We start from the raw sequence: 11,842 nt of genomic DNA on the forward strand, positions 1-11,842 counted from the left end.
GCAAAGGCATCCTGCGAGTGTGAACCGAGCATTCGCGCGCCGCAGCCGTCACCGCCTCCGAGCGGCGTCGGTCGCCGTTGCGCTGCTCCTGACCCTCGCTCTGGGCGGATGCGGACTCACGGTACCCGCTGACCCGGACGGAACCTTGGAGACGGTCTCCGGCGGCGAACTCCGCGTCGGCACGGCGCCGGACGGCGACCTCGTCCGGATCGAGCACGGGGAACCGACCGGGAGCATCGTCGACCTCGTCGACGGGTTCGCCTCCCGCCTCCATGCCGAAACCGACTGGACCGTCGCCTCGGAGGAGACTCTCGTGACGATGCTCGAAGAAGGGCACCTCGACCTTGTCGCCGGCGGCATCACGAGCGACACCCCCTGGGTGGACGAAGCCGGAGTCACTCGCGGCTACCGCGGGATCGAAGGCGCCGACGGTCGAGAGATCGTCATGCTGGTGCCTCTCGGCGAGAACGCGTTCCTCTCCTCTCTCGAGCGTTTCCTCGACGAGGAGGTCGGCGAATGAACGAGACAGGGCAGTTCGGTCGCACAACCCTCCCCCCAGAACAGCAGAGGGCGATCCGGAGCGCCGTGCGCTGGGAGATCTTCACGATCGTCTACACGTCGATCACCATCGCCGTGATCGCCTTGGTGGTCGGCGAGTCCCAGGCCATGCGGACGGCGTGGATCGAGGACATGCTGTCCCTCATCCCGCAGTTCGCCTTCCTCGCGGCGCTCCTCTTGGTGCGTCGTCGCCCCACCAGGAAGCACCCGTACGGTCTGCACAGGGCGATGGGCATCGGGCATCTCGTCGCGGGTGTGGCGCTGCTCGCCGTCGGCCTGAACCTCGCCATCGAGGCCGTCACCGGGCTGATCGCCGCTGAGCATCCCACTATCGGCACCGTGCAGCTGCTCGGTCAGACCATCTGGCTCGGCTGGCTGATGGTCGCGGTGATGGCGGTCGTCATCATCGGCCCCGTGTTCTTCTACGGGCCGGCGAAGTCGAAGCTCGCCCCCGTGCTGCACAACAAGCTGCTGTACGCCGATGCCGACATGGCGAAGGCCGACTGGCAGACGACGGTCGCCTCGATCGTGGGCGTTCTCGGCGTGGGTGTCGGCCTGTGGTGGCTGGACGGAGCCGCAGCCCTCTTCATCTCGCTGGGCATCGTCTGGGATGGCTTCCGCAACACCCGCACAGCCGTGGTCGATCTCATGGATCAGCGCGCACGCACGTACGACAGCACGCAGCCACATCCGCTGGCCGCCGATATCGTGTCCTACCTGCGGAGCCGTCCCTGGGTCTCGCGGGCCGCGGTCCGCATGCGCGACCAGGGGCAGGTGTTCCACATCGAGGCGTTCGTCGTGCCACACCGCCGCACGGTGAGGGTGACCGACCTCAGCGCGGCCGCCGAGGGGATCGCCGACCTCGATTGGAAGATTCAGGACGTCGTCGTCATCCCGGTCGAGCAGCTGCCCGACGAGGCGGACACGGGCCACCGTGTGCCCAGCCGACACTCAGCGCCACCTCATCCGCGCGGCCGTAGGCTGAATGCATGACTGCTCTTGCCTCCGACACCATCACGATGTTCGGCGCCGACTGGTGCCGCGACTGCATCCGCACCAAGAAGCAGCTCGACGCGCTCGGTGTCGAGTACACGTACGTCGACCTGGTCGCCGAGCCCGCCGCCGCAGACGTGGCGAAGGAGATCTCGGGCCGCACCAACATCCCCGTCGTCGTGTACCCCGACGCCTCGCACCACGTCGAGCCGTCGAACGCCGACGTCGAGTCGAAGCTGCGCGAGCTCTCGCTGATCTGACCCCGCGGCATCGCCCCACTACACTGGCGCGATGAGCACCGAGGCTCGGTCCGAACGAGCACCCGTCCGTCTTTCTCCGCGCACGATCGTGCTGTACGCGATCGGCTCGCTCGGGACTGGCGGCTATGCGACACTGCCGGGCCTCGTGCTGACCTACTTCCTCACCGACAACCTCGGTGTCGCCGCCCTCGCCGCCGGTCTGATCGTCACGGCGGCGAAGATCTGGGACGTGCTGATCGACCCCTTGATCGGGGCCGCGTCCGATCGCCAGCTCGCTCGCACCGGGTCGCGCCGCGGGTTCATGGTGACCGGTGCTCTCGCTCTGCCATTCTTCTTCGCCCTCACCTTCGCCGTACCGCCCTCCTGGGGGCCGGTCGCCGGAGCGATCAGTGTGCTGCTGGCGTTCCTGGCGACCGCGACGGCATTCAGCCTGTTCCAGGTGCCCTATGTCGCTCTGCCCGCAGAACTGACCGGCAGCTACGACGAGCGCACGCGTCTGCTCGGGTGGCGCGTGGTCGTGCTGACGGCAGCCATCCTGCTGTTCGGCGCCGGTGGCCCCGCCCTGCGCAATGCCGGCGACGACCCTGTGCAGGGCTACCTCTTGATGGGCATCGCCTCGGGTATCGCAATCGGCATCGGCATGCTGATCGCCTCCCGGACGGCGGATATGGCGGCGAAGCGCACCGCGGCCGCCCCCGTCAACACCGCTCCCGTCAACACCGCTCCCGTCAACACCGCTGACGCTGCCGCCACCGCCGCTTCGACCTGGCGGCACCAGTACATGTCGGGCTTCCGCGCACTCGGGCGCAGCCAGCCCTTCCGTGCACTCCTGGGGACGTTCGTGCTGCAGGCGCTCGCAACGGGAACGATGCTCGCCGGCGCGCAGTACGTGGCGACCTGGGTGCTGCGGTCGGAGGACGCGGTCACCTTCGTCTTCGTCGCGTTGGTGGGCCCCGCACTGCTCGCCACCCCGGGATGGACCGTGATCGCGCGACGGGTCGGCAAGGAGCGGGCGTTAGCGATGGCCACCGTGCTGTTCACCGCGGCCGCGGCGTCGCTCGTCTTCGCCGTCTGGGCATCCGGCGCCTGGATCTACGTGTCCGTCGCGGTGGCCGGCGTCGCCTACGCAGGACTCCAGTCGCTGCCGATGGCCATGCTGCCCGATGTGATCTCGCACGACGAACGCACGAGCGGAGCGGGACAGGCCGGCACCTTCACCGGCATCTGGACCGCGGGCGAGACCGTGGGCTTCGCCCTCGGCGCGACCGCTGTGTCGTTGACCCTCGCGGCCACCGGCTACATCTCGACCGTCGCAGGCGCCACGGTCGAACAGCCGGACGCGGCCGTCACGGGCATCGTGCTCAGCTTCAGCGCGCTGCCCGCCGTGCTGATGGCCGGGAGTCTGCTGACCCTCCGCCACTACCGCCTGCGCCGAGCGGACATCGATACCCTCGAGCCCTTCCACGCCTAAGCTGGGATCCCGTCCGAAGGAGACGTCGATGACTTCTGCGAGCACAACCGCCACCTCCGCCCCGACCTCGAAGCGCGCGTCGGGAAGCGCAGCCCCGGAGCTGGGCGAAGGGGAAAGAGAACGGCTCGACGCCGCGGTCGATGCCCTTCAGACCGGAACGCGCACCTGGTCTGCCCTCACCGTCGCCCAACGGACGACGCTGCTGCGCGCGGTGCGCACGAGCGTCGCCGCCACCGCGGAGGACTGGGCGCACACGGCCGCCGCATCGAAGGGCCTCGACGCGCGGCATCCCCTGCGCGGTGAAGAGTGGCTCAGCGGACCGTACAGCGTGCTCGGCGCGCTCGACGCCTATATCGAGACCCTCTCGCGCCTGGCGAACGGTGTGAACCCGCTCGACGGGATCACGATCGATCGCGCGCCCGGAGGACGCACCCGCGTGCACGCCTTCCCCCTCACCGGCATCGACGGGTTCCTGTTGTCGGGCTTCGCGGGCGAGGTCTGGCTGGAACCGGGGATCACCCCCGGCGCCGCGCGCGCAGCGGCCGGCCTCGCGCAGCGCACGCCCACCGAGTCGGGCGGTGTGGGCCTCGTGCTCGGAGCGGGGAACGTGACGTCGATCCCGGTGCTCGACGTGCTCTACGAGCTGCTCGCCCACAACCGCACGGCTCTGCTCAAGGTGAACCCGACACAGGATGCGCTGGTGCCGGTCTACAAGCGCGCACTCGCGCCGCTCATCGAGCCCGGGTTCCTGCGCATCGTCCGCGGCGGGCCCGACGTCGGGGCCTACCTCACCGGCCACCCCGGACTCGTGCACGTGCACATCACCGGCTCGGCGGCGACGTTCGACACCATCGTCTGGGGTCCGTCGAAGGGCGAGGGCGCGGCGGCGACGAAGCGACGACGTCGTGAGGATCGCCCCCAGCTGAAGAAGCCCATCACGGCTGAGCTCGGCGGCGTCTCCCCCATCATCGTCGTGCCCGGCGCCTGGACCGATGCCGACCTCACCTACCAGGCCGAGCACATCGCGACCATGCGGCTGCAGAACTGCGGGCACAACTGCATCGCCGGCCAGGTCGTGATCATCTCGTCCGACTGGGACCAGGCGGATGCCTTCCGCGCAGCGCTGCGGCGCGCGTACGCCAACGCGCCGGAGCGCCCGATCTGGTACCCCGGTTCTTCGTCGCGGATGGAGCTCGCGACCGACGCCTACCCCGACGCCCTCGTGCTGGGCGACCGGCTGCTCGTCGAGATCGATGCCGACGACGATCCGACGGCACTGGAGAGCACCGAGTACTTCGCCCCCGTGCTGGGCGTCGTGACCGTGCCGGGCACGGGCCAGGACTTCCTGGACGCCGCCGTGGCTCATGCCAACGACAAGCTCCAGGGCACCCTCGGCGCGAACCTGCTGATCGACCCCGCGACCGAGAAGTCGCTCGGCGCCGGCTTCGAGCGGGCCATCGCCGCGCTCCACTACGGGTCCATCGCGATCAACAGCTGGACGGCGTTCGCCTTCATCACCCCCACCCTCACATGGGGTGCATTCCCCGGTGGAACGATCGGCGACGTCGGCAGCGGCATCGGTGTGGTGCACAACGCCCTCCTGCTCGACGGCGTCGAACGCTCGGTGCTGCGCGGCCCTTTCCGCCCGTTCCCCCGGTCGCTGCCGATCGCGAACGGCGGTGGACGATTCACGATCCTGCCGAAGCCGCCCTGGTTCGTCTCCGCGCGCACCGGGGCTGTCGTCAGCGAAGGGCTGACCCGTTACCGGGTGGACGGCAGCATCACCGGGCTCGTGAAGACGCTGACGAACGCGCTGCAGGCCTGACGGTCAACGCGTCGATCGCGCGAACCGATCGGTCGCTGCTCGGAGCGCCTTCTGCGTGCCGGGCTCTGTGGCCGCGTGACCGGCGTCGTCGACCACGACGAACTCCGCCTCGGGCCAGGCGCGGTGCAGATCCCATGCGGTCATCATCGGTGTCGCGACATCGTGTCGTCCCTGCACGATGACCGTCGGGATATGGCGGATGACGTCGACACCGGCGATCAGCTGCCCTTCCTCCCACCAGCCGCGGTTGACGAAGAAGTGGTTCTCGATGCGGGCGAACGCCGTGGCCTTCGCCGGATCGGACATCGCCTCGATCTGCGCGATATCCGGGGTCAGGGTGACGGTCGATGCCTCCCAGGTGGACCAGGCGACCGCCGCCGGCACGTGCACGGCGGGATCGGGGTCGAACAGTCGACGGTGATACGCCTCGATCATGTGCGAGCGCTCCAGCACGGGGATCGGTGCCAGGAAGCTCTCCCAGAGATCGGGGAACAGCGCCGCGGCACCACCCTCGTAGAACCACTCCAGTTCGACTCGGCGCAGGGTGAAGATGCCTCGGAGCACCAGCTCGGTCACGGCTTCCGGGTGCGCCTGCGCGTAGGCGAGCGCGAGTGCGCTGCCCCACGATCCGCCGAACACCTGCCACTTCTCGACGCCGAGATTCTTGCGCAGAAGTTCGATGTCGGCGATCAGATGGGCCGTCGTGATGTGACGGAAGTCGGCGTCGGGTGCACTCGCGTGCGGGGTGCTGCGCCCGCAGCCCCGCTGGTCCAGCAACACGATGCGGTAGCGCTTCGGATCGAAGAACCGCCGCTGCCACGGCGATGTCCCACTGCCGGGACCGCCGTGGAGGAACACCACCGGCTTGCCCTCGGGGTTGCCGCTGACCTCCCAGTAGACCCGGTGTCCGTCACCGACGAGGAGTTCCCCTGTCTCGTACGGTTCGATCGGTGGATACAGTGCATCCGTCTTCTTCATCGTCGGCCCCCCAGCCGGTCGTGCTGACTACTTCGTCAACGGTAGCGGACGTTCACCCACCCGCCGGGTATCACGGGTCCAACTGATCGGCGGGAAGCGTCAGCACCTGCGCGCAGACGCCCAGCCCGTTCTGATAGCCCTCCGCGAACCAGCGCTTCCGCTGCACACTGGATCCGTGCGTCCAGGTCTCCGGATTCGAGAACCCGGACTGCTCCTGGATGTGGTCGTCGCCGACGGCCTCTGCCGCGTTCAGCGCGTCCTCGATCTGCGCTTCGGTGGGCTTCATCAGGTACGGATCGCCGTCGGCATCCTTCTGCTCGGTCATGCGGCCGAGCCACGCCCCGGCGTAGCAGTCGGCCTGCAGCTCGATCCGCACCCCATTGCTTCCCGGACCCGTGCCGTTGTTCGGGTAGGCATCCATATCGCCCGTGATGTTCTGAATGTGGTGACCCCACTCGTGCCCCACGATGTACAGCTGCGCGAGATTGCCGGCGGACGCCCCGAACTGCTGTTGCATGAGTTGGAAGAACGTCGGGTCGACGTAGACCCCTTCCTCCGGGGGACAGTAGAACGGCCCCACGGCATTGGACGCCGTACCGCACTGTGTCGGCGTCGATCCGTCGACGACGATCATCTGCGGTTTGCGATAGCCCTCCACGTTCTCGGCCCAGAAGGCGTCCAGCGCGACCTGAGCACCCGCCATGCGACAGTCGACGTCGGCGTTCGCCTGCGCCCCCGTATCGCAGTTCTCGATGACCGATCCGCCCGCTGGTTCGCTGCCTCCGCTCGGCGCTCCGCCACCCAGCAACCCGGTCAGGTCGATGCCGAGCAGAGGCCCGGCGATGAGCGCGATGATGCCGAGCACGCCCACGCCCGTGCCACCGGCGATCGCTGCCGTGCGCCCGCGACGACGCGTGGTGTTGCCGGAAATGTCGGCGTCGGGATTGAAGGTCATGGGACGAGGGTACTCCGAGCGGAGGCCCCTCGAACGGACGTAGGCTCGGGGCATGACGACCACGATCACCATCACCGGAGCCGGCGGACAGATCGGCTACGCACTGCTGTTCCGCATCGCGGCGGGCGACCTGCTCGGCCCGGATGAGAAGGTGCGCCTGCGGCTGCTGGAGATCCCGCAGGGGCTCGGTGCCGCGGAGGGCGCGGCGCTCGAATTGCAGGACGGCGCGTTCGGACTGCTGGATCACGTCGAGGTGACGGATGACGCCGCAGTGGGATTCGACGGCTGCGACCTCGCCCTGCTCGTCGGTGCACGTCCACGCGGGCCCGGTATGGAGCGCGGCGACCTGCTCGCGGCCAACGGCGGCATCTTCGGGCCGCAGGGAGCGGCCATCGCGGCGAACGCCGCATCCGGCGTGCGCGTCACCGTGGTCGGCAACCCCGCCAACACGAACGCGCTGATCGCCGCCGCCTCGGCAGATGGCGTGCCCGCCGAGCGTTTCACCGCCCTGACACGGCTCGACGAGAACCGCGCGCGGGCTCAGCTCGCACTGACGCTGGGGGCTCCCGTGCACACGGTTCGCCGCGTGCCCATCTGGGGCAACCACTCGGCGACCCAGTTCCCGGACATCTCGCACGCGACGGTGGGCGGCCGGCCGGTGGGAGAGGCGCTCGAACAGATCGTGGGCGACGTTCCCTCCTGGCTCGACCGGACGTTCATCCCCCGCGTGGCGAAGCGTGGGGCGGAGATCATCGAGGTACGGGGTTCCTCGTCGGTGGCATCGGCGGCGAGTGCGACCATCGATCACGTGCGCGACTGGGTGCGGGGCACCGACGACTGGACGTCGGCCGGCGTCGTCTCCCACGGCGAATACGGCGTTCCGGAGGGCCTGATCTCGTCCTTCCCGGTGCGGTCGATCGACGGTGAGTGGCACGTCGTCGAGGGACTCGAGTTGAGCGAGTGGGCACGCACCCGGATCGATGCCTCGGTGGCCGAACTGCAGCAGGAACGCGAGACGGTGCAGAGCCTCGGCCTCTTGTGAATCCGGTCACCGCGACGCACGCCGACAGGGCAGAATGGATGCCGGAGGTGCGCGATGAGCGAGACGATTGATCCCACGAAGACCACGGCATCGGTCGAAGAGGCTCTGACGAGTCCCCTGCACCTGCCGCACGATGCGGCGTCCTGCCCGAAGTGCTTCACCGAGTTGCAGCAGAACCGCAACTTCTGGACCGCCCGCCCCGACGGCTCACGCCTGGTCGGTCTCGTCGTCGCCCGCGAAGGTCTGCCGTCAGTGGTCGAGCAGCGCGAAGATCTCACCCGTTTCGGTGTGCCGATCGAAGGATTCCGTCACCCGGCGCCCGACATCCTGGAGAGCTGGAACGACCGCCTCGCGCGCCTCATCTCGACCCTGCGCATCGGCGACGTGGTGGTCGTCGTGAACATCAAGGCTCTCGGCCTCGACGCGGACGAAGGCGCCCGCACCGTGGCCGAACTGCGCAAGCACGGCATCATCGTGAAGGTGCTGAATCACGACGCGCGGCACCTGGCCGACGCCGCCGCCGTACACACCTCGGCCCGCTGAGACACCGTCCGAGAGCGCTCGTCAGCCGCCGTAGGGCGCGACCGGGAACGCGGTCGTCGTCGGCTGAGGTTCGACGGGCGAGCCGTCTTCGTTGTAGTACACCGGGCTCCCCTCTTCGGGGAAATAGAACCGCGGCTGCCAATCCGGACCCTCGAACGCCGGGAATCGCAGCGAAGCCCCGTCATAGGCGAGTTCTCCGCCGAAGACCATGTCCGAGAGCGCGGCCGCATCGCCGGGGATGCACCCGGGCGTCGCCGTCGCGGAGATCTGGTTCCGACCGGGCCGGATCGTCACGACACCGCGGCCGACGTCGCCTCCGGTGCCGACGATGTTGACTTCCTGCCGATCGCCCTCTCCGAATCGCGTCGTGCTCGCCTCCACCCCGGCATCCTCGAACGCCGCCGTCGCCGCGGCGACCACGGCCTCCACATCGATCTCCTCCGCCGGTTCGAGCACCCGCGCCCAGGAGAACGTGTACCCCGAGACGTCGCCGTCGATCCGGCAGGGAATCGGCGAGGCGCCGAATGAGCCCTGGTCCACGGCCCAGTCGCCTTCGTGGATCGCCATGATCACGGAGTGCATGACGGTGGAGTAGGCGACGTAGTTCTTCTCACCATCGCGATACAGCGCATCGCCTTCGGGCGCCGACGTGGTTCCGCAGCTCGTCATCGTCATCACCAATCCGACGGCTGCTGCCGCCATCACTCCGCGCCGCCATATCCCGCGCATTCGTCGTCCCATTCGCTCAGAAGTCGATGAGAGCGTACTCATCGCTGATCCACCAGTTGCTCGCATCCCAGAACCCCTGCGTACTGCCCTCGCCGCCGCGAACGGTACCGGGCTCCCCGGTCTGGATGATCTCCGACACGTTGTAGAAGGATTCCGAACCCGGCTCGAGGTATGCACCGGGCCCGAGAGCATCGTGTCCGGTCGCGGACGGAAGACTGTCGCCGGATGCGCTCACGCCACCGTCGCTGTCGAACACGGTAGTCCCTGACAGGCTCTCCGGGCTGACAGGATGCCCGGGAGCCGTGGCGCGACCGACGCGGGCCACGGCGTCGTCCTCGGAGATCGTCGCATAGATCTGCGGGGGCTCGCCGTTGGTCAGGTTGTCGACGACGGCCGCATCGTTCGGGAACCCGGCGGATCCGACCGCGATCAACGAGGTGACGCCGAGACCGTCGGGCTGCGATCCGATGGCGAGCGCCGCTGTCGTACTGCCGTACGAGTGTGCGATCACATTGACGTCGGCCTCGGGCGACAGCGCGCGTACCGCGAGCAGGTAGGAGCGCAAGGACGCCGCTCCGTCCTGCGCTCGACCCATCGCGGGCTCCTCGAGGAGTTCCGGCGTGTCGTAGCCGAACCAGACGACGGTCGCGGATCCGGCACCCACGGAGGAGTTCAGCGCCTTCGCCGATTCACCCCACGATTGCAGGTCGTGCACGTTCCCCAGCATCCCGGGGACGAGAGTGTTGATCTCCGACGCCGTCGACAGGTCGCCGTAGGCGATCGCCGCGGTCACCTGCTCCGAACCGTCCGGGTCGAAGCTGATCAGATTCGGGGCCGGGATCCCACCCGCGTTCAGCGCTCGCACGATCGCTTCGAGGTCGTCACGGTGCGGACCCGCGGGTTCGGTCTGGAGCACCTCCTCCAGCCTCGCGGCGTTCACCCTCGCACGCACGTCCCAGGGGACCCCGTCGAGGTTGCCGACGATGGCGGGGTGGCTGTCGATGAGCTCCTGCTGCAGTTCGGGGTTCGCCGCCCAGAGTCGAGCGACCTCCTCCGGGCTTGAGGCCGCGAGCAGGTCGGCGAGCAGGTCGCGCGCCTGGTTCGTCAAGACGGCACCCGTGCCTGCGGCGAGTGCGGCGAGGGCCGCATCGTACGCGGCGTCCCAGTCGCCGTAGAGCCGTTCGTACTGGTTCCAGAGCTCGTCCAGCGCCTCTTTCGCGGCATCACGGTCGACGATCGCATCGTTCACGGCGTCGGTCGTCTCATCGATCTCGGACTGATCGTCACCGTAGGCGGCGGCCATGGCGGCACGACCGGCTCGATCGGCGGCGATGTCGAGCCGGGACCACTCGGCGTGCGCCGTCTCGATGTCGTCGATCAGATCGTTGGCGGGCTTGGCATACGCATCGAACGCGTCGGCATAGCTTTGCAGGACGCCGGCGAGGAGTTGTGCCTCGGCGATGTCGGCGGGGAGCAGTGCGGCGAGGTCATCGGCATCTGCGCGCACCGCTGTGACCGCACGACCGACTCCGCGCAGTTCCTGCGCGGAGTTCGCGGCCGAACGCACGTCGCCGAGCCGGTCGGCCACGCGCGTGAACAGACCGCTCCAGTACCCCATGGATCCGCTGCTGCCCTCGAGGCGTTCGAGCGGATACCCCCGATTCGGCGATGTCAGGCTCATGGTCCGTCCCGCCCGGTGAGTTCGACGTCGAGGTCGGAGTACTTGCTCGCGATGGCGGAGATCGCGGCAGCGAGGTCATCCCCCGATTCGACGCGGTCGTACACCCGGTCGTGCAGAGCGGTCAGCCGCCGGTGCATCTCGAGCCGCAGAGCGGAGCGGTGCGCCGGGTTCTCGACACCGGTGTCGTCACCCTGCAGACCCGCCGCCTGCGTGAGGACCTCAGAGGTCGCGGTCGTGAGGCTCCTCGCGGCATCGTTCAGCTCCGCGTAGAAGATCTCGACGTCTGACATGGCCACCCCCCGGTTCCGCCGGATTCACCCTACCCCGGTCGCGCACGGTGAGCCGATGGGGAGAACTGCCCATCGACCGCGATCTCCGGACCCGAGGACACGAAGAAGGGGCCGACGGCGAACCGTCGACCCCTTCTCGAGACTGTGTGTCAGCTGCCGGCGAGCTGCTGGTCCAGGTCCTGGATCGCCCGCATCATGCCCAACAGCGACTCGGACATGTCGTTGATGCCATCGACCGCGGTCTTCAGACCCGTCGTCAACTCCGTGTACCCCTCACCGAACTTCCCCGACGCATGCTGCGTCTTGAAGTCCTCACCCAGAAGAGTGTCCACCTGACCCTTCAACGTGTCCAACTGACCCTGAATGTCATCACGAGCCTGCGACAGCGACGACGCCACCTGCTCCATCTCCGCATAAGACGCACCGAAATCGGCCATCGTCCACACCTCCGCCAATCGAGAGAACCGGACCCCTCCGGCCCGAACAACACCCACCCTACGGCGCACCCACGAACACC

13 protein-coding genes are annotated in these 11,842 nt (G+C 68.5%); 7 read left to right on the forward strand and 6 right to left on the reverse strand.

The window, feature by feature from the left end:
- Window positions 1-19: 19 nt before the first annotated feature.
- From MicroSTF_RS17390 to MicroSTF_RS17410, 5 genes are read left to right on the forward strand one after another with little or no spacing between them, the layout of a single operon-like run.
- Window positions 20-520: a transporter substrate-binding domain-containing protein gene (locus tag MicroSTF_RS17390; protein ID WP_029260467.1), complete on the forward strand. Its 501-nt coding sequence runs from the start codon at window positions 20-22 to the stop codon at window positions 518-520.
- Complete coding sequence (locus tag MicroSTF_RS17395; protein WP_315073583.1) at window positions 517-1,551, forward strand: cation transporter; 1,035 nt, start codon at window positions 517-519, stop codon at window positions 1,549-1,551. The genes MicroSTF_RS17390 and MicroSTF_RS17395 overlap by 4 nt, the downstream gene beginning before the upstream one ends.
- Window positions 1,548-1,811, forward strand: a complete 264-nt coding sequence (locus MicroSTF_RS17400) for a glutaredoxin family protein (protein ID WP_029260469.1) — start codon at window positions 1,548-1,550, stop codon at window positions 1,809-1,811. The genes MicroSTF_RS17395 and MicroSTF_RS17400 overlap by 4 nt, the downstream gene beginning before the upstream one ends.
- Window positions 1,812-1,842: 31 nt before the next feature.
- Window positions 1,843-3,282 carry an MFS transporter gene (locus MicroSTF_RS17405; RefSeq protein ID WP_322957389.1) on the forward strand — a complete coding sequence of 480 codons (1,440 nt, stop codon included), beginning with the start codon at window positions 1,843-1,845 and terminating at the stop codon, window positions 3,280-3,282.
- 28 nt (window positions 3,283-3,310) lie between these two features.
- Window positions 3,311-5,107: an aldehyde dehydrogenase family protein gene (locus tag MicroSTF_RS17410; RefSeq protein WP_315073588.1), complete on the forward strand. Its 1,797-nt coding sequence runs from the start codon at window positions 3,311-3,313 to the stop codon at window positions 5,105-5,107.
- 3 nt (window positions 5,108-5,110) lie between these two features.
- Here MicroSTF_RS17410 and pip read toward each other — a convergent pair whose 3' ends face one another.
- Complete coding sequence (gene pip / locus MicroSTF_RS17415) at window positions 5,111-6,085, reverse strand: prolyl aminopeptidase (protein ID WP_021198756.1); 975 nt, start codon at window positions 6,083-6,085, stop codon at window positions 5,111-5,113.
- Window positions 6,086-6,155: 70 nt separating this feature from the next.
- The gene (locus MicroSTF_RS17420) at window positions 6,156-7,040 is read right to left on the reverse strand and encodes a neutral zinc metallopeptidase (RefSeq protein WP_021198757.1); all 885 of its coding nucleotides are present in this window, start codon (window positions 7,038-7,040) and stop codon (window positions 6,156-6,158) included.
- A gap of 52 nt (window positions 7,041-7,092) precedes the next feature.
- Between MicroSTF_RS17420 and MicroSTF_RS17425 the strand changes: the two genes are divergently transcribed.
- Both MicroSTF_RS17425 and MicroSTF_RS17430 read left to right on the forward strand, forming a co-directional pair.
- A complete protein-coding gene (locus MicroSTF_RS17425; RefSeq protein ID WP_021198758.1) occupies window positions 7,093-8,082 on the forward strand; it encodes a malate dehydrogenase in 990 nt (329 codons plus the stop codon).
- Window positions 8,083-8,136: 54 nt separating this feature from the next.
- Entirely contained in the window at window positions 8,137-8,625 is a 489-nt protein-coding gene (locus MicroSTF_RS17430; protein WP_029260475.1) for a dehydrogenase, read from the forward strand.
- Window positions 8,626-8,646: 21 nt separating this feature from the next.
- On the opposite strand, the gene MicroSTF_RS17435 is transcribed toward MicroSTF_RS17430, so the two are convergent.
- From MicroSTF_RS17435 to MicroSTF_RS17450, 4 genes are all read right to left on the reverse strand, one after another.
- Window positions 8,647-9,300, reverse strand: a complete 654-nt coding sequence (locus MicroSTF_RS17435) for a hypothetical protein (RefSeq protein WP_136053497.1) — start codon at window positions 9,298-9,300, stop codon at window positions 8,647-8,649.
- 70 nt (window positions 9,301-9,370) lie between these two features.
- Window positions 9,371-11,035: an alpha/beta hydrolase gene (locus tag MicroSTF_RS17440; RefSeq protein ID WP_322957394.1), complete on the reverse strand. Its 1,665-nt coding sequence runs from the start codon at window positions 11,033-11,035 to the stop codon at window positions 9,371-9,373.
- On the reverse strand, window positions 11,032-11,325 hold the full coding sequence (locus MicroSTF_RS17445; protein ID WP_021198762.1) for a hypothetical protein: 294 nt from the start codon (window positions 11,323-11,325) through the stop codon (window positions 11,032-11,034). Before MicroSTF_RS17445 ends, MicroSTF_RS17440 begins: the two co-directional genes overlap by 4 nt.
- Window positions 11,326-11,474: 149 nt before the next feature.
- Window positions 11,475-11,762, reverse strand: a complete 288-nt coding sequence (locus MicroSTF_RS17450) for a WXG100 family type VII secretion target (protein ID WP_028501988.1) — start codon at window positions 11,760-11,762, stop codon at window positions 11,475-11,477.
- Between the last annotated feature and the right edge of the window lie 80 nt (window positions 11,763-11,842).

Origin of the sequence: Microbacterium sp. STF-2 (genome assembly GCF_034650155.1) — a bacterium.
GTDB lineage: Bacteria > Actinomycetota > Actinomycetes > Actinomycetales > Microbacteriaceae > Microbacterium > Microbacterium maritypicum_A.